At 55.2% G+C, this 21,093-nt stretch carries 20 protein-coding genes and 1 pseudogene; 13 read left to right on the forward strand and 8 right to left on the reverse strand.

Annotated elements, in window-relative coordinates:
- Positions 1-13: 13 nt before the first annotated feature.
- Positions 14-565 (reverse strand): hypothetical protein, encoded by a 552-nt coding sequence (locus ACFOWX_RS11225; RefSeq protein WP_381424125.1) that lies wholly within the window; start codon positions 563-565, stop codon positions 14-16.
- Positions 566-726: 161 nt separating this feature from the next.
- On the opposite strand from ACFOWX_RS11225, the gene ACFOWX_RS11230 reads away from it, so the two are divergent.
- Both ACFOWX_RS11230 and ACFOWX_RS11235 read left to right on the forward strand, forming a co-directional pair.
- Positions 727-1,857 (forward strand): sensor histidine kinase, encoded by a 1,131-nt coding sequence (locus ACFOWX_RS11230; protein ID WP_381424128.1) that lies wholly within the window; start codon positions 727-729, stop codon positions 1,855-1,857.
- Complete coding sequence (locus tag ACFOWX_RS11235) at positions 1,854-2,615, forward strand: LytR/AlgR family response regulator transcription factor (RefSeq protein WP_381424130.1); 762 nt, start codon at positions 1,854-1,856, stop codon at positions 2,613-2,615. Before ACFOWX_RS11230 ends, ACFOWX_RS11235 begins: the two co-directional genes overlap by 4 nt.
- A gap of 75 nt (positions 2,616-2,690) precedes the next feature.
- Here the strand turns inward: ACFOWX_RS11235 and ACFOWX_RS11240 are convergent, their stop codons facing one another.
- The 3 genes and pseudogenes from ACFOWX_RS11240 to ACFOWX_RS11250 form a co-directional block, all read right to left on the reverse strand.
- Positions 2,691-3,044 (reverse strand): UrcA family protein, encoded by a 354-nt coding sequence (locus ACFOWX_RS11240; protein WP_381424132.1) that lies wholly within the window; start codon positions 3,042-3,044, stop codon positions 2,691-2,693.
- A gap of 262 nt (positions 3,045-3,306) precedes the next feature.
- Positions 3,307-4,332, reverse strand: a pseudogene (gene thiS, locus ACFOWX_RS11245) (sulfur carrier protein ThiS).
- Entirely contained in the window at positions 4,332-5,441 is a 1,110-nt protein-coding gene (locus tag ACFOWX_RS11250) for a hypothetical protein (RefSeq protein WP_381424134.1), read from the reverse strand. The pseudogene thiS and the gene ACFOWX_RS11250 overlap by 1 nt, the downstream one beginning before the upstream one ends.
- Before the next feature lie 192 nt (positions 5,442-5,633).
- Between ACFOWX_RS11250 and ACFOWX_RS11255 the strand changes: the two genes are divergently transcribed.
- The 9 genes from ACFOWX_RS11255 to ACFOWX_RS11295 all read left to right on the forward strand — a co-directional run bounded on the left by ACFOWX_RS11255 (position 5,634) and on the right by ACFOWX_RS11295 (position 14,116).
- A complete protein-coding gene (locus tag ACFOWX_RS11255; RefSeq protein ID WP_381424136.1) occupies positions 5,634-6,071 on the forward strand; it encodes a type II 3-dehydroquinate dehydratase in 438 nt (145 codons plus the stop codon).
- Between the two features lie 58 nt (positions 6,072-6,129).
- A complete protein-coding gene (accB, locus tag ACFOWX_RS11260) occupies positions 6,130-6,615 on the forward strand; it encodes an acetyl-CoA carboxylase biotin carboxyl carrier protein (protein WP_381424138.1) in 486 nt (161 codons plus the stop codon).
- A gap of 2 nt (positions 6,616-6,617) precedes the next feature.
- The gene (accC, locus tag ACFOWX_RS11265) at positions 6,618-7,967 is read left to right on the forward strand and encodes an acetyl-CoA carboxylase biotin carboxylase subunit (protein WP_381424140.1); all 1,350 of its coding nucleotides are present in this window, start codon (positions 6,618-6,620) and stop codon (positions 7,965-7,967) included.
- A 131-nt stretch (positions 7,968-8,098) separates the two neighbouring features.
- Positions 8,099-8,914 (forward strand): RcnB family protein, encoded by an 816-nt coding sequence (locus ACFOWX_RS11270; protein WP_381424142.1) that lies wholly within the window; start codon positions 8,099-8,101, stop codon positions 8,912-8,914.
- Between the two features lie 124 nt (positions 8,915-9,038).
- Positions 9,039-10,313 (forward strand): metal-dependent hydrolase family protein, encoded by a 1,275-nt coding sequence (locus tag ACFOWX_RS11275; RefSeq protein ID WP_381424144.1) that lies wholly within the window; start codon positions 9,039-9,041, stop codon positions 10,311-10,313.
- 39 nt (positions 10,314-10,352) lie between these two features.
- Positions 10,353-11,063 (forward strand): prolyl hydroxylase family protein, encoded by a 711-nt coding sequence (locus tag ACFOWX_RS11280; protein ID WP_381424146.1) that lies wholly within the window; start codon positions 10,353-10,355, stop codon positions 11,061-11,063.
- An 80-nt stretch (positions 11,064-11,143) separates the two neighbouring features.
- The gene (locus ACFOWX_RS11285; RefSeq protein WP_381424148.1) at positions 11,144-11,716 is read left to right on the forward strand and encodes a rhodanese-like domain-containing protein; all 573 of its coding nucleotides are present in this window, start codon (positions 11,144-11,146) and stop codon (positions 11,714-11,716) included.
- 114 nt (positions 11,717-11,830) lie between these two features.
- Positions 11,831-12,988 carry an acetylornithine deacetylase gene (gene argE, locus ACFOWX_RS11290; RefSeq protein ID WP_381424150.1) on the forward strand — a complete coding sequence of 386 codons (1,158 nt, stop codon included), beginning with the start codon at positions 11,831-11,833 and terminating at the stop codon, positions 12,986-12,988.
- Positions 12,989-13,069: 81 nt separating this feature from the next.
- On the forward strand, positions 13,070-14,116 hold the full coding sequence (locus tag ACFOWX_RS11295) for a fatty acid desaturase family protein (RefSeq protein ID WP_381424152.1): 1,047 nt from the start codon (positions 13,070-13,072) through the stop codon (positions 14,114-14,116).
- On the opposite strand, the gene ACFOWX_RS11300 is transcribed toward ACFOWX_RS11295, so the two are convergent.
- Genes ACFOWX_RS11300 through ACFOWX_RS11315 form a run of 4 tightly spaced genes read right to left on the reverse strand, consistent with a single transcriptional unit; the run spans position 14,108 to position 17,667 of the window.
- Positions 14,108-14,587: an asparaginase domain-containing protein gene (locus ACFOWX_RS11300; RefSeq protein WP_381424154.1), complete on the reverse strand. Its 480-nt coding sequence runs from the start codon at positions 14,585-14,587 to the stop codon at positions 14,108-14,110. The genes ACFOWX_RS11295 and ACFOWX_RS11300 overlap by 9 nt on opposite strands.
- Entirely contained in the window at positions 14,584-15,564 is a 981-nt protein-coding gene (locus tag ACFOWX_RS11305; protein WP_381424156.1) for a magnesium and cobalt transport protein CorA, read from the reverse strand. The genes ACFOWX_RS11300 and ACFOWX_RS11305 overlap by 4 nt, the downstream gene beginning before the upstream one ends.
- Before the next feature lie 51 nt (positions 15,565-15,615).
- On the reverse strand, positions 15,616-16,017 hold the full coding sequence (locus ACFOWX_RS11310) for a hypothetical protein (RefSeq protein WP_381424158.1): 402 nt from the start codon (positions 16,015-16,017) through the stop codon (positions 15,616-15,618).
- Positions 16,018-16,047: 30 nt separating this feature from the next.
- Positions 16,048-17,667, reverse strand: coding sequence for a lysine--tRNA ligase (locus ACFOWX_RS11315; RefSeq protein ID WP_381424160.1), 1,620 nt, complete (start codon positions 17,665-17,667; stop codon positions 16,048-16,050).
- Here ACFOWX_RS11315 and ACFOWX_RS11320 point away from each other — a divergent pair.
- Entirely contained in the window at positions 17,662-20,532 is a 2,871-nt protein-coding gene (locus ACFOWX_RS11320) for an ATP-dependent DNA helicase (RefSeq protein WP_381424162.1), read from the forward strand. The genes ACFOWX_RS11315 and ACFOWX_RS11320 overlap by 6 nt on opposite strands.
- Positions 20,529-21,071 carry a SixA phosphatase family protein gene (locus ACFOWX_RS11325; RefSeq protein ID WP_381424164.1) on the forward strand — a complete coding sequence of 181 codons (543 nt, stop codon included), beginning with the start codon at positions 20,529-20,531 and terminating at the stop codon, positions 21,069-21,071. Before ACFOWX_RS11320 ends, ACFOWX_RS11325 begins: the two co-directional genes overlap by 4 nt.
- Positions 21,072-21,093 lie beyond the last annotated feature (22 nt).

A 21,093-nucleotide genomic window follows, 5' to 3' on the forward strand; every position in this document is an offset into this window, starting at 1 on the left:
CAGTGTGCGGCCATCAATGCGCCGAATTACTAGCCTCAACTTTTTCGACCCATTCGGGGAAAAAACTGGGTTCGCGTTTCGACCATCCCGGCGCGGTTGCCGCCGCTTCGCTAATCGATTGCAGCAATTTTTTGCGGGCCTCAGGCGGCAAATGCGGCATCGATGCCGCTGCGCAAAATGTTGCAGGTAGCCATGGACGGGCCTCCGCCGCGATGAGCCGTTCATATAGGAAACGATAGGCCGCAAAGCTGTCCATCCGACCTTGCGCCAGATCAAAAGCCGATATGGTGACCAGCGACGCGAAAAAATCCTCTGCCGCCTCAATCGAACTGCTTTTGGGCAGTTTTTCACGGATGCCGGGCAAGCGCCGATATATTTTCTGCTGCGCCAATATGCTACCCGCCTCGGCAGCATCGCGTGACCATAGCGCGACCGCGTCAATCCGATCAAACGCCACGTCCAGCGACCTGCGAATATAGCGCTGTGCCGATGCACTAAAGCTCGCAAATTCCTTGATTTCGGCCAAAGTCAAAAGCCCCGGCGTATTTCGATTACCGCTCGTCATAATCCATATCCCTGTTTCATGCAGATAAAGCGTGCCATAAACTTGGTTAGCAAATGGTTAATGGCGGCGATGTTCGACCAATATGCCCCCGGTTTCGATGAAAGTCGGTTTCTGCGCCGGAATGCTATCCCAAAATGCAAGAAATAGGCTATCACAAAGGTATGTTGTTAAGCCCGAAAAAGCGCAGTGCACTTGTCAGCCCGAAAATCGCATTTTTGACGATCATCGGGTTTTGGATCTTCCACGCGCTCATTGTGTCTTTGCGTGCGAGCGTTATGGATTTTCCTGCACAAGACGAATTAGCCGGGCGGCGCGTTGTCGTAACGATCGCGGGGATCGCCCTGACCTGGCTATTATACTTGTTCCTGCGCCTATTCGACAGAAAGCCGTTAATCGTGCGCGTGGCGGCGGCCTTTATTGCGTCCATTCCCATCGCCCTGATATTCGCTGCGGCCAATTATCTGATCTTCAACATTTACGATCCGGTCAGCCTTTTCGACGATGCCAATGGCGGTCCGGCTGCCGAAGAATTGGAAGACATTATTGCCGTCACACCGTTTCAGCAGATAGCCGAGGTGGCGATTACGCGCTATTTCTTTATCATCGCTTGGGCGCTGCTTTATCTAGCGGTGGGCAATGCCCGTGAAGTGCGCGAAGCAGAGCGTGTGGCATCGCGTTACGCACAGGCAGCGCAAAATGCCGAGCTGCGATCTTTGCGTTATCAGGTAAATCCCCATTTTCTATTCAATACGCTCAATTCGCTATCCAGCCTGATCATCAAAGGTCAAAATGACCGGGCCGAGGCAATGATTCATAATTTGTCCAATTTCTATCGCAACAGCCTGTCAAGTGACCCGTTAGAAGATGTGACTTTGTCAGAGGAAGTGGAGCTCCAAAAACTCTATCTGGATATTGAGATGGTCCGTTATCCAGAAAGACTGCGCACAAAAATCGACATTGAAGCATCGTTGGCTGACCTGCCCGTGCCTGCCCTGATCCTTCAACCTTTGGTCGAAAACGCAATCAAATATGGAGTGTCCCGTTCCAACAGGCCGGTTACCATAGAAATTGTCGCCCACAGCCATGAAGGCAACGCGATTATCCGCATTGAAGATGATGGCGACGCATTGGAACCATCTGATCAAAATCATGGTAACGGCATTGGCCTGCCCAATGTCAGGGACCGTTTAGAGGCGCGCTTTAGCAAAAGGGCGCGGATCGATACATTTAACAAGCCCGGCGGCGGATTCATTGCGACCATCACCATAGCATTGGAGGGTAGGAGGGTATGACAGAAGAACAAGCTGGCCGGTTGCGAACCATCATCGTCGATGATGAACCGCTTGCCGTCGAAAGGCTGCAAATATTATGTGCTGCGATCCCGGCAATCGATTTGGTCGCGACGGCGAGCGACGGAGCCGCGGCGATCCGACTGGTGCAGGAATTGTCGCCCGACTTAATTTTCCTAGACATTGGAATGCCCAAAATGGACGGGATGAGCGCGGCGCGCGCATTGTCGCTATTGCAACGCAAACCAGCCATTATTTTTGTGACCGCTTATGACAATTTTGCGGTCGAAGCCTTTGACCTCGATATAGCCGACTATGTGCTGAAACCAGTTTCGGCCGAACGGTTGGAGCGAGCCATTGGCCGCGCGGCGGACGCGGCGGCCAGTGTGACCATGGGCGCTGAGCCAAAAGAGCCTGAAGATGAAAGCGATTATGCCAGCGAGTTTTGGGTATCGCATCGTTCTGAACTAATTCGGGTTGCGGCGATCGATATTGAACGCATTGAAGCCGAGCGGGATTATATGCGGCTGTTCACCGGGGGGCGCAGCTATTTGTTGCACCAAACAATTTCCACATTGGAACAACGGCTTGATCCCGAAAAATTCCTGCGCATCCACCGGAGTCATATTGTCCGACGCGACCTGATCAATGGTCTGCGCCATGAAGGCGGCGGCGTGTGGCACGCCTTGATGGACAACGACGTTTCGATGCGCATTGGCCGTAAATATCTCGCCGATGTGAAAAAAATGGCTGGCAAATAAGGACGGCCTGAAAAAATTCGCCATTCCCCGATCAGGGGGAATAGCGAATTCAATTTCGACAAAATCTATATCTTATCAATTTCCCGCGACAACCATCTGACCAGATGCGAACCGGCCTTTGTTAAAATTGGCTATGGCAATTTTGGCGTCTTTCATGGCGCCTTCCATTGCCTGCGCTTTACATTGATTGGCAAGAGCTTTTTGTTGTAGCGTACGAGCGTAGCTGTCTTGGCAAACCATCTTTACCGCATATTTGATCCGCGTTTCAAAACGCTGTTGGCCTTTAACGCTTGCCAGATCAAGATCACCATATTCCACGGTGCGGCTGATCGGTGTAAGTTCTGAAGAATCAGCAGCAGAAGCCGCCGAGGCCGCCAATAGCGAGAAGCCGGTAATGGCAAAGGGAGCTAATTTTTTAAGGGTCATCATTTCGCAATCCTTGACTTTTTAGGTTCGCGGCAAAGCGCGATCCCGTGGGAGAGGGTTGCAGGCCGGTTCAAATAGCTGGGGAGCATTTTTAAGTCCGGCCTGCCATCTTGGGTTAGCCGAACTGTATTACAGACGCACTACAGCTTCGATAAGCTTCTGTGACTTTCCGTCAAAACGACGAACGACACGACCAACGACATAATCATGTCGACAAAAGTCCAATCATGTAATTTTTATTGCAGTTGATCGCCGCAAATCGGCATCAAATTAGGCCAGCCAAAGGACTCGATGGGTCCGCATAAAGCCGCTTGCCCATCCGTCCCGCCAAATAAGCCTCGCGCCCGGCCTCGACCGACAAACGCATCGCGCGGGCCATGCGCACTGGGTCTTTCGCTTCGGCAATTGCGGTATTCATCAACACCCCGTCGCAGCCTAGTTCCATGGCTACCGCTGCGTCGCTGGCGGTACCGACGCCCGCATCAACCAGCACGGGCACCGACGCACCCTCTTTGATAAGACGGATGGTCACGCGGTTTTGAATGCCGAGGCCCGACCCAATCGGCGCGCCCAATGGCATGACCGCAACCGCACCTGCATCCTCAAGCTGTTTCGACGCAATCGGATCGTCGGTGCAATATACCATCGGCAGGAAACCTTCTTTGGCCAGCACCTCGGTCGCGCGGATCGTTTCGACCATATTGGGATAGAGCGTCTTTGCCTCCCCCAATACCTCCAGCTTCACGAGGTCCCAGCCGCCTGCCTCCCGTGCCAGACGCAGCGTGCGGATCGCGTCTTCTGCCGTAAAGCAGCCTGCTGTGTTGGGCAGATAGGTATAGTCTTTCGGACTGATATAATCGGTCAGCATCGGCGCTTTGGGATCGGACACATTCACACGGCGCACAGCAACGGTGATGATCTCCGCCCCCGAAGCCTTCAACGCCGCAGCATTTTGTTCGAAGTCTTTATATTTGCCAGTGCCGACAATCAGGCGCGAATGAAATGTCCGACCGGCAACGGTCCAGCTGTCGGCGAGGTCGGTCATGTTGGGTGAATCAGTCATGGCCGGGCCTTACCCCCCGCCAACAAAATGCACAATCTCCAACGCATCCCCATCGCATAGTATCACATCAGCAAGCGTGGAACGTGGCACAATCTCCAAGTTGCGCTCGACCGCGACCTTGGCCGGATCAAGGTCAATCAATAGGCATAAATCGGCGATTGACGACCCGGATTGAATGCGAAACGGCTCCCCGTTCAACGTCAGCGAGATGTTCAAATTATCATTCATCAGCGGATAAATCCCTTACCATCGAACCAGATCACATCTTCGTCGCTTTCCCAAACGGCAGACATGCGTTCGGTAGCCCCATCATCATACCGCAGCACAATAAAATATCCGTCGATATCATAACGCCCCTCTCGCTCTGCCGAGCTACCCCCGGCAAATACGGTCGGCGAAGTTGACGATATGACATTGCCTTCTGAAAACCGGCCATCCAAATTGAATGTCAAAAGATTTATCGACGAGGTGACCGGTGCGTCACCGCCCAGCATGCCGACGCTGCTCGTGCGCCGCCAAGTCCCCTGCCCCCGCCATGCTGCTGGTAGAGGTTTGGCGGCGGAACTGGATAGGCCGGACCAGTTGCCGCTGCTGTCCTCATCCCACAGAACCTCATATTCCCCGGCTGCCGTTCGGCGCCATTTTCCGAAGTCACCGGGATATTTGGACCTGTAAATTTCGGGGTTCGCCGTTCCCAGTGCATATTCGGCGCAGTCACACAGCAATCCGCCCTTGAATAACACCACTGGCCGGGGATCAACTCCGCCCGGGCCGCCAGCGAAATAGAAGAAGCGCAGGCTGTCGACATTTGCGGTTATTGTCTTTGGGTTGCGGCTATTATTGGCGTTCGGTGTTTGTGGGGCCTCGGCAGCTATAACAGGCTGGCCAGCGCCTAATCCCAAATCTCGGGTCATCAAATCGGCCATAAGTTTTGCGCCTTTTGCCGCGTAAGCGGGGTCCGAGATCAACAATTTCGTGAAAAATTTCTTATCCTGAAAACCAGTCATAGAAATGCAGGTGATGGCTTTACCGTTGGGGCCGGTAATGTTGACTTTGGCAACCATCGCTCTGTTATTGAATAGCGGCGTGGTTTCCGCTTCATCCAATCCTTTGCAGCCAGTGCCCTGTGACAGCAATTGCCGGATGCCAATTTCATAGTCCGCAAATGTCGTGCCGTCGTTCAAAATGGTCTCAGTCGCTAAAATGCTGCTCAGCTCTTTTCCATTTTCGTAAAGGGTCATCCCGTTATTTTGCTGCTCCGTCCACCCCTCTGGCAAGCTATTCGCGTTCGCGGCGGACATGAACAATGCCGACGATAAAGCTAACAATATTTTCATTGGTCCCGATCTTTGATTATGCGGCATCGTGATCGGCAAGATATATGAAAGCGAATGAATTTGCCAAGCTTTCCATTTCAATAAGACCAGTGACAATATCCTTTGCTCCTATTTAGCAGCATGGCTGTGACGGTCGTTGGATATATCACTTCCCCTTTTCGTCCTTGTAATAACGGTCTATAGGCTCGGCCCATGACCAAACCGCTTATCTTCGTTCTGAATGGCCCCAATCTCAACCTGCTTGGCACGCGGGAGCCAGAGATATACGGAACCGACACTCTTGATGATATTGCCGGACGGTTGGAGGATCAGGGTCAGGCCTTGGGAATTGAAATTGATTTCCGCCAATCCAATCATGAAGGACATTTGATCGACTGGTTACATGAAGCGCAGGCAGCGGGAGCCAAGGCTGTGCTGCTGAATGCCGCAGGCTTTACCCATACGAGCATCGCGATCCATGACGCGATCAAAGCGATCAACGTGCCAGTGGTTGAGGTCCATTTGTCCGACCCGGCCACCCGCGAACCATTTCGCCATATCAGCTATGTCGGCATGGCGGCAAAATTATGCTTTGCGGGGCATGGTGCAAAGTCCTATGAACTTGCTCTAGACGCAGCCGCCCGCTTTTGACTAAAGGGGGCCGGACGTAACGTAACGGGTCTGTAAAAATAATTTCGGGAGCGTAATAATGGCCGCTAAATCTGGCAATGGTGAAGGAATGCAAGTCGATACCAACTTGGTACGCGAACTTGCCGAAATGCTGGATCAGACCGGCCTTTCCGAAATTGAGGTTGAGGATGGCCACCGTAAAATTCGGGTAACACGCACCATTACCGCCGCCGCCAGCGTGGCTGTCCCCGCACCGGTTGCTGCAGCCCCTGCGGCGGCTGCGCCAGCGGCTGCAACTGCCGCATCTGAACCTGCTCCGAAACTAGTACCCGCTAATGCGGTGAAATCGCCGATGGTCGGTACCGCTTATTTGACGCCCGATCCGTCTGCCGCGCCCTTTGTCACTGTTGGCCAATCGGTGAAAGCGGGCGACACGTTGATGATCATCGAAGCGATGAAGGTAATGAACCCGATCACCGCAACCGCCGCAGGCACAGTGCAAGAGATCTTGGTTGAAAGCGGTCAGCCCGTCGAATTTGATCAGCCGTTGATGGTGGTTGCGTAAATATGGCTATTCAGAAAATACTCATCGCCAATCGCGGTGAGATTGCGCTGCGCATCCACCGCGCTGCGCATGAAATGGGTATCAAAACGGTTGCTGTCCACTCCACCGCCGATGCCGATGCCATGCATGTGCGGCTTGCCGATGAAGCGATTTGCATCGGTCCGCCTTCCGCGACCGATAGCTATCTGAACATCCCGGCAATTATTTCCGCCGCCGAAATCAGCCATGCCGATGCCATTCATCCAGGCTACGGCTTTCTAAGCGAGAATGCGCAATTTGCGGAAATTGTTGAAAGCCATGATATTGCTTGGATCGGGCCAAAGCCTGAACATATCCGCACCATGGGCGATAAGGTGGAAGCAAAACGCAGCGCGGGCGCTCTTGGCCTTCCGCTAGTTCCGGGCAGCGACGGCGCAATCAGCGACGTTGAAGAAGCGAAGAAGATCGCAGCAGATGTCGGCTACCCCGTCATCATCAAGGCGGCATCGGGCGGCGGCGGCCGCGGTATGAAAGTCGTCAATAATGAGGAAGAATTAGAAACCCAGATGCAGCAGGCCGGGAGCGAGGCCAAAGCCGCATTCGGCGATGCCACCGTATATCTGGAAAAATATCTCGGCAATCCGCGTCATATTGAATTTCAGGTATTTGGCGATGGCAGCGGCAATGCCGTGCATTTGGGCGAACGAGATTGCTCGCTGCAGCGCCGCCACCAAAAAGTATTGGAAGAAGCCCCGTCGCCCGTCCTGTCGGCCGCCGAACGCAGCCGCATGGGGGAAATCTGCTCTAAAGCCATGGCTGATATGGGCTATCGCGGTGCAGGTACAATCGAGTTTCTGTGGGAAAATGGCGAATTTTACTTCATTGAAATGAACACGCGGCTGCAGGTCGAACATCCCGTGACCGAAATGATCACCGGCATTGATCTGGTCCGTGAACAAATCCGTATTGCAGAAGGCAAACCGCTCGGTTTCACTCAGGATCAGATTCAGTTTAAGGGCCATGCCGTCGAATGCCGGATCAATGCCGAAGACCCACGGACGTTTATGCCCTCGCCCGGAACGGTCAGCTGGTATCACCCACCGGGCGGCCTGTATGTCCGGGTAGATAGCGGCCTATATCATGGCTATAAAGTGCCGCCTTATTATGACAGCATGATCGCGAAGCTCATCGTATTTGGCCATACCCGCGAAGGGTGCCTGATGCGGCTGCGCCGGGCGCTTGGTGAATTTGTGATTGAAGGGATGAAGACAACCATTCCGCTGCATCAGGCGTTGCTTGACGATCCCGATTTCCAAAATGGCGACTACACGATCAAATGGCTTGAGGAATGGTTGGCTAAAGACGCCGATTGATTTTTCTGTTCACGTAATCACTTCCTTTCCTGAATATTTATGCTCGGTTCAGGTCAGCGTCAGAATCTTTATTGTATCCCTGTTCCATGATCAGGGCGGCATGGTGCTTCCCGCAACAAGGGAACAGGATTATGAGAAGTTTATATATTCTCGCACTGGCCTTTGCCACATCGCTCACTCCGGGAGCAGCAAGCGCAGCGGATATGACCGCAGCGCTGGGCAAGACCCAGGCGGCATCGATTGCCGATATACAACAATTCCAAAATCGCGAAGGCAGGCGTGGCGGCGAAGCAAGGCGCGGCGGCAATCGCGGCGGTGAGGCGCGGCGTGGCGGACAAAATGTGCGGGGCAATGACAATGGTTTTCGCCGTTCTGTCATGGGCGACCGAGCTGCACAGCAGGTAATCCGCAGCGAGCGGCAAAGCAGAGTGCAAAATCGTACGGTGCAGCGCGACAGGAACAGGGACACCTACCGCGATGGCCGCCGCTGGGGCGACCGCAGCTATAGCCGAAATGACCGCGATTATAATCGTAACGATCGGCGCTATGACCGGAATGATTCTCGCTACCGCGACCGCGGATATAATCGTGGATACAGCCGGGGTTATGACCGCGGATATAATCGAGGCAGCAACAGGAGCTGGAACCATAGCTGGCGCAATGACCGCCGGTATGATTGGTACGGACATCGCAACCAATATCGCAGCCATTACCAGATAGGCCGCTATTATGCGCCATATCGCGGACACCGTTACAGCCGGTTCAACATTGGTTTCCAAATCGGAACACCTTACTACAGTTCCCGCTATTGGCTAAGTGATCCTTATAGCTACCGGTTGCCGCCTGCTTATGGCAATTACCGCTGGGTCCGTTATTACGATGATGTGCTATTGATCGACGTTCGTAATGGGTATGTTGCCGACGTAATCCACGACTTCTTCTGGTAAAACCTCTCAAGGATAATCAGAAACAGCAGGCCCGGGGCGCTTCTGCGCCTCGGGTCTGTTTTTTGCTTGAAAGCCTGCGCTACACAACCCACTGTGCCCGCTGATAACCGCACAGGAGGAAAATATGATCCGCAGCTTGATCGCCGCCAGTTTGTTTTTGGCAACCGCACAGCCCGCAATGGCCAAAACCAGTATCATATTGGCAGGTAATGTGATTCCCGACGCCGATACTGGTCCCATTGGGCCTGCGACCATTACGGTCACCGATGGCAAGATCAGCGCGATTGTAAAAGGCATTTCTAAAATCAGCACTGCGGGTGATGTGGATATCATCGATATGTCCACGAAAACCATCGTGCCCGGCCTGATCGACCTTCATGTCCATCTTACGGGTGATCCGGGCGGCGATTTCTGGAAAGAGGCAACCGAGCCTGCTGAATGGGGCGTCGTTGTCGGGGCCAAAAACGCATTGGTAACTGCCAAGGCTGGATTCACCACGGTGCGCGAAGCGGGATCATCGCAATATAGCGCCTTTTCTTTGCGCCGCGGAACCGCCGAAGGGATAATCCCCGGTCCGCGCATTATCGCTGCAGGACCTGCACTCGCCATTGTTGGCGGGCATGGTGATACGACAGGCTTTACCGAAGATGTCAACGATCTGCTCGCCAGCGGCTATAGCTGCACCGGTCCGACAGAATGCGCGGAGAAAGTGCGCAAAGCGTCCCGCGCGGGCAGCGACATCATCAAGATAACGGCAACCGGCGGCGTCCTGTCTCAGCAAGGGCGCGGGCTGGAGGCACATTTTACTGATGCCGAGATGAAATCAATCGCCGACACCGCGCATTCGCTGGGCCTGAAGGTGATGGCCCATGCCCATGGCGCACGCGGCATTGAGGCCGCTGCTCGGGCGGGTATTGACACCATCGACCATGGCACATTTGCCGATGAGGCGGCGCTGAAAGTCATGAAGGCAAATGGCACCGTTCTTGTCCCCACACTGATGGCATTTAAGGGCGTGAGTGAGGGGCTGGATAAAGGTGTATACACGCCGGTGGTCGAAGAAAAAATCCGCCAGACTCTGGGCAAAGTTGGCAAGGCAGTAACTCTAGCCAAACAAATGGGGGTGCCCGTGGCATTTGGCACCGATGCGGGCGTTTTTGGCCATGGGCGAAATGCCGAGGAATTTCAGTTGATGGTAGACACTGGCCTAACCGCAAAAGAGGCTTTTGCCAGCGCCACCACCATCGCCGCCAAGGTGCTCGGCATGGAGACCCAAATTGGCCGGATAGCAACCGGCTATTCCGCTGACTTGATTGCCGTGGACGCCAATCCGCTCGAAAATATCCGCACATTGGAAAAAGTCCAATGGGTCATGGCCAGCGGGCGGGTGATTGAATAATAAAGGGGAAATACACCTTGATCTGATTCGGAATGGACCATGGAAGAAACACTTGCACCACCCAAAAAATTTGATCCCAATAATGATCCAGCAAAGCTGTCGAAAATCAGCAAATTTGTAACGAAGCGGCTGGCGGCAAATTCCTTGGTAGTCGATGTCGAAGCGCCGGGCGTGCAATTATATGTCTACCAAGGGTTCTTGGGACCAGCAGATTGCAAAATATTGATCGATAAAATCGACGCGGATGCGGTGCCCTCCACCCTGTATAAAGGGACAGAGCAAGCGGGCTTTCGAACGAGCTATAGCTGCCATCTAAGCCGGTGGGACCCAGATGTCGGCCGGATCGAGGCGCGGATGAGCGACGTCCTTGGCATTGACAATGACTTTGCCGAAACCATGCAGGGCCAACGCTATCAAGTGGGGCAAGAGTTTAAGGCGCATCACGATTTTTTTCATCCAGCCCAAGATTACTGGCAACAAGAAGGGCCAGCAGGCGGTCAACGCAGCTGGACCGCGATGATATTTCTGAACGAACCGGAAGAAGGTGGAAACACCGAATTTCCAAATATTGGCATCGGCGTTCGGCCGCAAGCAGGCATGTTGTTGATCTGGAACAATATGAATATGGATGGTACGTTGAATTACAAAACACTGCATAGCGGAACGCCAGTCCAAAAAGGCACAAAATACATCATTACAAAATGGTATCGGCAAAATAACTGGTTGGAACTGACCACTCCGAAAAGCTGATCCCGCGAAGAATTGCTGTTACCATTCACTCCCTATTCAGCAGCGAATAAGTATTTTCGCTGTGTAGGGAGAATACTGATATGACACGTAAAATCTATTTTTCGCCATTGCTTTTGACAGCCGCATTGATCGCAGCGCAGCCCGCAGCAGCTCAGAATAATGCAAAAATCGCTGAGGCGGAAACGCTTATCGACTATCCCGGATTTCACAAGCTGTCTGCCGAAGTCATGTCCTACCGCGATGACCGGCTGATTAAGCTGGATGAATTTAAGATGCGTGCGGCCAAAGCCGATACGCTCATCCTCGACACGCGCTCGGCTTCTGCGTTTGCAATGGGACATATTGATGGCGCGATAAACCTTCCTTTTTCCGATTTCACAGAAGGTAAGCTCGCCGAAATCATTGGTGAGAATACCGACCGGGAAATATTGATTTACTGCAACAATAATTTTCGTGACAACATAAGGCCGGTTTTAACCAAAGCACCGGCACTGGCATTGAACATCCCCACTTTTATCAATCTATATGGTTATGGATATCGTAACATATATGAATTGCACGGTACCTACTCCATCGGCGAACCGGAGGTAAATTGGATCGAAACTGGCTATGGCCCTCAGGCGGCCTATGCGCCGCAAATATTGCGTAAATAGTTTGGCGAATACACCGCTTTAAAGTTGAGAGAACCGCCCGGAAATGAGGCATTATCACCGGTGCTGACTCTAACAATGGTGGTACCGGTCCTATGAACTTGATACAGACCATCCATGCCTTCCGCTTTATTCTCCTCCGCAATCGATATTCTTGAAACGCTGATCGGCTTTGACACGACATCGCGCGGCAGTAATCTCGCGCTGATTGAATGGACCCAACAATATCTCGCCGGTCACGGTGTCTCATCGGTGCGCCTGCCAAATTCGGATGGCGAAAAAGCCAATTTATACGCCACCATAGGCCCCAATGTCGAAGGCGGCGTGATATTATCAGGGCATAGCGACGTGGTGCCGGTCGATGGTCAGAACTGGAGCAGCGATCCGTTCAAGTTGACCTTTTCCAACGGCAGATTTTACGGCCGAGGCACCTGCGATATGAAAGCGTTTATTGCGCTGGCCCTCGCTGCTGTGCCCCTATTCAAAACCGGTCAAAAACCGGTGCATCTGGCGATCAGCTATGATGAAGAAATTGGTTGCCGGGGCGCCCCTGCGATGATTGCAGATATTGCAGATAAATTGCCCATGCCCCGTCTTGCGATCATCGGTGAACCTTCGATGATGGGCGTGATTAACGGGCATAAAGGTATCGTCGTGCATGAGGTGATCGTCACTGGCCATGAAGCGCATAGCAGCCTGACGCATTTGGGATTGTCCGCCAATATGGTGGCCGTCGAACTGATGCATGATCTGGCAAGCTTATCGCGAGAGCTTTGGGATATAGCGCCCAGCGACAGCCCTTTTGTCCCGCCTCATTCGACGCTGACCATTGGTGAAATAAGCGGCGGCACGGCAACCAATATACTCGCCGGCCATTGCCGTTTTGCCTTTGATCTGCGTTGCCCACCGCAAGATGATCCCGACGCGATATTAGCGCCCTTCATGGAAAAATGCCGAGCGCTCGACGGGGAAATGGCGGCGACGTTTCCGGGAACGGGCATCCGGGTCAACAAGATTTCGGGCACACCGCCTTTAACCCCGCAAGCAGATGAGGCTGCCGAAGCCTTCGTCCGCGCATTGACCGGCGACAATGGCCCGGCGGGCGCGGTTGCCTATGCCGCCGAGGCTGGCTTGTTCCAAAAGGCAGGCTTCCCGTCCGTGATATGCGGCCCCGGCTCCATCGAACAAGCGCATCAGCCCAATGAATTTATCGCCGCCGATCAAATAGAGCGAGGGGCAGCCTTTATGGAGCGATTGGCCGAGGCTCTGCAATAAATCGCCATCACCGCTTTGCCCTAACGGATTTGGCAATCGGGGCGAAAAGGCGTAAGCTCTCCATCATTGGAGAGATGCACCATGCCCGCAGTAAAGGCCGCCAGACCAAAGGATATTTTTGCGCCCGATGACTGGGCCCGCATCACCCGCCTATCGCCTTGGCGCGGCATTTGGTTGGTGGCCCATGCTTGGCTCGTGACGCTATGTGCGGCGGGGGCCTGCGCGCTCCTGTGGCGATGGCATTTCGCAGCTGGTTTGGCGGCAACACCGTTTGCCATCGCCATCATCGGCGGGCGGCAATTGGGGCTGGCAATCTTAATGCATGAGGCCGCCCACGGCCTGCTCCACCCCAATCGCCGGATCAACAATTTCTTTGGCCAATGGTTATCGGGCGCGGCAACGGGCAGCGATCTTCATGCCTACCGCGCCTATCACCTGACCCACCACCGCTTTACACAACAAGCGGAAGACCCAGACCTGTCATTATCGGCACCCTTTCCGGTCAGCAAAGCCAGCCTGAAGCGCAAAATGATCCGCGACCTGACAGGGCAAACTTTCTTCAAACAACGCAGCCATCAATTCGCCGCCGCGTGGACCGGGTTAAAAGCCATCATGGCGGGCGCATCCGCGAATAGCGGGAAACGGGACACCAGCGCGGGGCGAACATTCAATCTGCAAAGCCGCAGCGGTGTGGATGCGCCCACCGCCAATATTGACGGAGCAAAAATCACTGCGAAAACCGCCGGCCGTTTCCTGCTGATCCAGATCTTATTACTAACCCTCAGCTTGGTCACGCTGGGATGGATGCCATTCCTATTGTGGCTCACCGCACTGGCGACAAGTTTCCAGCTATTCCTGCGCATTCGCAACATTGCCGAACATGCCTGCACCGCCACGGGTAGCGACGATCCCTTCACCCATGCCCGGACAACCTATGCGGGATGGCTGGCTCGGGCCAGCGTGGCGCCTTATTGGGTCAATTATCATAGCGAGCATCATCTGTTCATGGGTGTTCCCTGCTATAATCTGCCTGCGGCCCATGCGTTGCTTAGGAAGGGCGGTTATCATGGCCGGATGACGATTGCGCCCGATTACCAACACGTCCTCAAACAGGTGAGTCTAGGGTGAAATAAACCGCCCCGCTGTCCGGTCCTTGCTCGTCTTGGCCGGGTCAAAAATCTGCCCATTCATCGCAAGATAAACGCCGGAGGGTAATGTCTGCACCGCCGCAAAGGCAAAACCGACGTTAAATTCCGCATCGCTATTGCGCAGGGTCGCAGGCTGCATTGCGCCCGTTAGCACTATGGTCTTGCCGTCAATGTCCGACAGCGCGCGGGCGGTTTCGACCATAGTGTCGGTGCCATGCGTGATCAAGATCTGCGCCGCATCACTCGCGGCCACCGCTGCATGAATGGCGGCGCGGTCCGCCTCTGTCATATCAAGGCTGTCCTTGCGCAGCAATTGCGTCACGCGGTGGGGGGCATGGACGTTATTTTCGGCCAGCAGGTCTGGCACCGCCGCCGGTCCAATTTGATATTCAGATAGCGCGTCAAAATAGACCTTGTCTATCGTGCCGCCGGTGGTGAAAATTTCGATCATAACCACCCGGCGCGTTTGAAACGGATATACAGCGTGACGCAAATGATCAGCATCATGCCCCAAACCGCAGCATAGCCATATTCCCAGCCAAGTTCGGGCATATGTTCAAAATTCATCCCGTAAATCCCCGCAATCGCGGTGGGCACGGCAAGTATAGCTGCCCATGCCGCCAGCTGCCGGGTGATCACGCCCTGGCGCTGCTGTTCCAATAGCCCGCTGGTCTCAATCACGCTGGTTAAAGTATCACGCAGCCCCGCCACGCGGTAACTGACCCGGCGGACATGATCGGCCAAATCACGGAAATAGGGATCAATCTCATGATCAATCTGCGGCAAGTCTATGTTGATGAAGCGCCCCGCCAAATCCTCCATCGGCCCCAATATCCGTTGCAACCGAAAAAGGTCACGGCGCAGGGAAAATAGCCGCGCCGTTTCCTCCCGGTTCAGGAAATGGTCAAAGCTGCGATCCTCCATGGCCAATACGCCTTCCTCGACCAGATCGATGACCTCAAAATAGCCGTCGACAATGAAGTCCAATATGGCGTGCAGGACATAATCAGGTCCGTTTTTCAGCAACCATGGCGTCGCCTCCAATTGCTTGCGCACTGGGTTGTGGCCTCGGTCGCTGCCATGGCGCACGGTGATGATAAATTGCCGCCCGACAAAGATCGCGGTATTGCCATAAGCAATGCGTTCTTGGCCATGCGGCCCTTCCAGCAGCATCGTTCGGGCAACGACAAAAAGGTGGTCGCCGTAGCTTTCCATCTTGGGCAAATGCTTTGGATCGAGCGCATCTTCGACCGCGAGTTCATGCAGGCCGAATTGTTTGCGAACAAGGTCCAACTCCTGATCATCAGGTTCATGCAGGCCGATCCAAACAAAATCACCTGCCTTCTCCAGCTTGGCACTGGCCTGGTCCAGCGATACATCGGTTAATAAGCGCCCGTCCCGGTAAACGCGGGCAGCGATTAACGTCACTGGCTGATCCTGTTTGCGGTTATAACCATGCTACCATCTCTCCTTGCGGGCTTACCCAGCCTGCATCTCGGCAGCGTCGGCGACAATCCAGCCGGACTGGCATGGCCCGAAATAGTCGGTATCCTCAGCCACTGGCGAGCTGACACCGCAGTCCATATTGTCATCAAATGTATAGACAATGCCGATCATGCTATCATCATTGCTGCTTTCACATATCCAAACTGCTTGTCCGCCGGAAATATAATCTACCGGTTCCAATTCTAGACTGGGGCCGGAATAGACATTGACTGCGCCCTCCGGTCCCTGATCGGCGATCACGCCATAGCTGCAGGGGTCCAAATCATCGATAGCGCTTAACGTAACCGGATCATTGCCTTGGGTATAAGCGGGCTGGGCAAAGGCAGGGTGCGCAGCCAATATCGCAAGGGTTACAGCGGCCACATATTTTTTCATTCTATTCAATCCTTCCAGAGTAATGCCTGTTTACTGCAGCGCCTCGGCAATCAACCGCCGGCTGTTTTCAATGCCATATAGCTTGATAAAACTGCCCATGCGCGGACCCGCGCTGGACCCGAGCAGCGTTTCATACAGCGCCTTGAACCAGTCGCGCAGATTTTCAAATCCGCCTTCCTTGCCGATGGTATATACGATGGTTTGGATATCCTCCGCGCTTGCATCATCAGATAGCACCGCGAGCTGCGCATCCAGCTGCTGCAAAGCAGCAACCTCCCCGCCCAGGGGCTTGCGGCGATTGAGCGTGGGCGCAACGAAATCGCGGTTATAGGCCATCGCATTGTCAATGAGCTTGTCGAGTTCGGGATAATCCTGCGCGCTCGCCCCGTCCGTATAATTGCCGAGATAGGCCCAGATTTGGCCTTTGCTGGCATCCGCGCCCATCACACCCACCAGATTAAGCAGCAGACCATAGGTGACGGGAAGCACCGCCGCCGGCACCGCTTCACCGCGCGCCGCATGGAGATGATGGACTGGATTGCCGAGCTTCTTGTCCGCATCCTGATCGGGGTAGGTGCCCCGCATTTGCAGATATTCATCCACCGCGCGCGGGATCACCCCGATATGCAGCTGCTTGGCCGATTTCGGTTCGCGGTAGATGTAGAAGGCAAGACTCTCCTCGCTGCCGTAATCCAGCCATTGTTCCAGCGTCAGGCCATTGCCTTTCGATTTGGAAATCTTTTCGCCTTTTTCATCGAGGAACATTTCATAGATCAGCCCCTCCGGCTTGCGCCCGCCCAGCGCCTTGGCAATCCGGCCCGATTGCACGCCGCTTTCGGTCAGGTCTTTGCCATACATTTCATAATCCACGTCCAGCGCGACCCAGCGCATGGCCCAATCCGCTTTCCATTGCAGTTTAGCTCCGCCCGAAAGGATGCAATGTTCGACGCGCTCGCCCGCATCCTCAAATGCGATCATGCCGCTGTCTGCATCCAGCACCTCCACCGCGACCTGCAACACATGACCCGATTTCGCCGATATCGGCAGCACCGGCGAATAGGTCGCCTGACGCTCCTTGCCCAGCGTGGGCAGCATGATGTCCATCACCGCCTGATAATTGCGCAATAGGTTGCGAAGCGCATCGTCAAACGCGCCGCTGGTATATTGCTCTGTCGAACTCACAAATTCATAATCGAAGCCAAAGCGGTCCAAAAACGCGCGTAGCATCGCATTGTTATGATGCGCGAAGCTTTCATATTTGCCAAACGGATCGCGCACCTGCGTCAATGGCTTGTGCAAATCTTCGGTCAACATGTCGGGGTTGGGAATATTATCAGGCACCTTACGCAGCCCGTCCATATCGTCGCTGAACGCCACCAGCCGCGTGGGTATCGCCCCGCCGGTCAGCGTTTCAAACGCCCGCCGCACCATCGTGGTGCGCAGCACCTCGTTAAACGTCCCGATATGCGGCAGGCCCGACGGGCCATAGCCGGTTTCAAACAAAATAGGCGAGCCATCAGGCTTGCCATTTGGCAACCGTTTCAGAATCCGCCGCGCCTCTTCAAAGGGCCAAGCCTTGCTCTGCTGCGCTGCTTCCTGAAATTCGTTCACTTTACCTGTTTCCTTTTCGTTCTTGATTCGCGTATGCATAGCGGCGTGGATTTGTCCCTAAACTTTCCTGCGCTGCATGCAAGCCATGCCGGTATCTGGATCGCGGCGCCGGATGGGAATATTGCGCGGGTCAGCAAGGGCGAGGCCGCTGGGCGGGCGGCGGAGACGCCTTTGGTCCTACTCAACGCGCCGCTGGTGGCGCAGCGGCTGGGCTATGGGGATTTGTCAGGGCTCGATCTCTTGGAGCTGTTCGCATTTGTCCACCCGGCCCAATTCATGGTCCCCACACCAAAAGGGCTGGCGGATGTTTTGGGGTTGGAAAAGCCCTCTCCCCTTCAGGGGAGAGGAGGGAGCAGCGGAGCTGCGGAAGGAGAGGGGGCTGCACATATTGACGCGCCCACCCCTAGTCCCTCGCACGAACGGGAGGCGGATATACCCCGCCTCTATATTGCCGCTGCGCAAAAATTGCTCGCGACCCTGTCCGATCCTAATTGGGCCGAACGCGAGGGCGCGTGGGACAGCGCACAGGCGTTAATGCGGCTGCGCTGGCCATGGGCCAACTTGGTTCTGCAACATTTGAAAAAACCTGAAAAGGCGGAGCGTATCCTGTTTTCCCGCTTGCCCGAATGGGAGGAGGCACCGCCAAGACCGGCGCCGCGTCAAGTAACGCTTGGCGAGGGAGAGGTGCAGGCCCGGCTCGCCGCGCTGGTCGGCAGCGGCGCAGAAACGCGGGACGGACAGCGCCAATTTGCCGCCGCCACGGCGCAAATTTTTGCCCCCCGCGCGCGCAAGGGCGAACCCAATATGTTGCTGGCGGAGGCCGGTACCGGCATTGGCAAGACTTTGGGTTATCTCGCGCCTGCATCGCTATGGAGTGAAGCGGCGGACGGCGCGGTTTGGATTTCCACTTATACCAAGGCGCTGCAACGCCAATTGGTGCGCGAAACGCGCCGGATATGCCCGGATGAAAGCGAGTTTCGGCGGCGGGTCGCGGTGCGCAAGGGGCGGGAAAATTATCTGTGCCTGTTGAACTTGGAGGATGCCTTGCAAGGCGGATTTACCGGGCGCGCAGCGATATTGGCGCATTTGGTCGCCCGCTGGGCCGCCTATACATCCGATGGCGACATGGTGGGAGGTGATTTGCCGGGATGGCTAACGACGCTGTTCCGCCGCAATGGCCCGGCGGCGCTGACCGACCGGCGCGGCGAGTGCATCTATGCGGGATGCCCACATTACCGCAAATGCTATATCGAACGATCCGCGCGGTCGAGCCAGCATGCGAGCATCGTCATCGCCAATCATGCTTTGATGATGGTCAACGCCGCCAGAGGGGGCTTTGGCAGCGGGCGTGATGAGGCGAACCGGCCGACCCGGATCATATTTGACGAAGGCCACCATTTGTTCGACGCCGCCGATTCAATGTTTGCCGCCGCGCTGACGGGGCAAGAGGCAATTGAGCTGCGCCGCTGGATCATTGGCCCAGAGGGCAAAGCGCGCGGGCGCAGGCGGGGTTTATCAGCGCGGCTGGCCGATGTGGCCAGCTATGACGGTGAAGGCGGGACGGCGATTGAAATGGCCCGCATCGCCGCAGAAGCATTACCCGGCGAAGGATGGCTTTCCCGGTTGCAGGAAAATGCGGCGTCGGGTCCTATTGAAAAGCTGCTCGCCGCCATTCGTACGATGGTGTTCGCCCGCGACGAAAATGGCGATGCAGAGGCCGGCTATGGCTTGGAAACCGAGTTGGCCGACCCCTCCGCCTTATTGATCGATGCAGCGGCGCAGGCGCAGGCGGCGCTTGATTCCATAGCGCGGCCGCTCACCATATTGGGGCAAAGGTTGGAGGCGATCATCACCGATCCGCCGGATTGGCTCGACGGTGCGGCGCGGGCACGGATTGAAGGAGCGATCGGCAGTCTTGGCTGGCGCGCCGACACTTTACGCGCTTGGACCGCGATGTTAGGCCGGATTAGCGGCCCTGCTGATCTCGATTTTGCCGACTGGTTGGCGATTGACCGGATAGAGGGCCGTGAATTTGACATTGGGATGCACCGGCGCTGGATCGACCCAATGAAGCCGGTTGCACAGATTGTATTGAAGCCAAGCCATGGCGTGCTGGCTACTTCAGCGACGCTGCGAAGCGGCGGCGATTGGTCCAACGCCGATGCCCGCACGGGCGCGGTTCATCTCGATCATGGTGCACAGCATTTTAGCGCAGGCAGCCCGTTCGATTATGCAAACCAAGCCGAGGTCCTGATAGTTACCGACGTTAAACGCGGCGATCTAGCGGCTCTGGCCGGGGCCTATGCAGCGCTTATCAATGCATCGGGCGGTGGAACGCTGGGACTATTCACTGCCATACGCCGGCTTAAAAGCGTGCATGCCCGCATTGCCGACCGGCTGGCGCGCGATGGCCTCCCCCTATATGCGCAGCATATCGACCCGATCGATACCGGCACGCTCGTGGATATTTTCCGGGATGATCCGCATGCCAGCCTATTGGGTACTGATGCCTTGCGCGATGGAATGGACGTGCCCGGCCATTCGCTCAGATGTGTGATCATGGAACAAATTCCCTGGCCGCGTCCTGATATTGTTCACCGTGCCCGCCGCCTTGCCGCAAAGGATGACCCGGGCGGAGCCACCGGTTATGACGACCGCATCATCCGCGCACGGCTCGCGCAGGCCTTTGGCCGGTTGATCCGTAGTAAGGACGACAAGGGTCATTTTGTGCTATTATCCGCAGCCGCCCCGTCGCGGTTAATGACCGCTTTTCCCGCAGGAACCAATATCCGCCGTGTCACATTGGATCAGGCCGTTATCGCGGTGAAATCGGGTCTTTCACCTGCAACAAAATTCGGGCAGGAGGGTGTTATTAACCCGGTGGACGAGGATATACCCTTTTGAAAACTCTTACCCTATTACGGCATGCCAAATCGAGCTGGGACGATCCTGTTGCGCGCGATTTTGACCGGCCATTAAATAAAAAGGGCGAACGAGCCGCACGCGTCATGGGCCAATATATGCGCAGCGAAAAGCTTGTGTTCGACCATGTGGTGGCTAGCCCCGCCATTCGTGTTATCGAAACGATCGATCATGTAGGGTCGGGCTATGGCAAACGGATTGAGCCCAAATGGGAAAGGCGCATTTACCTCGCTTCGTCGGCGACATTGATGGATGTTCTGCGCGAAATGGATGATGGATTGGACCATATTTTGATGTTGGGCCACAATCCGGGAATGGAGGATTTGATCCTCGATCTGGTGCCCGAACAGGACGGCGACCTGCGCGCCAGTGTATATGCAAAATATCCCACCGCTGCGCTCGCGCAAATTGCGATCGACATTGACCATTGGGCCGAAATTGATCGCGGCACAGGAAGCTTGAAACGCTTTATCCGGCCGCGCGATCTGGACCCGGAACTTGGTCCAGATGACGAATATTAGGGTAATGGCTTAAGGGTCAGGA

Origin of the sequence: Sphingorhabdus arenilitoris (genome assembly GCF_042651485.1) — a bacterium.
Classification (GTDB): Bacteria; Pseudomonadota; Alphaproteobacteria; order Sphingomonadales; family Sphingomonadaceae; genus Sphingorhabdus_B; species Sphingorhabdus_B arenilitoris.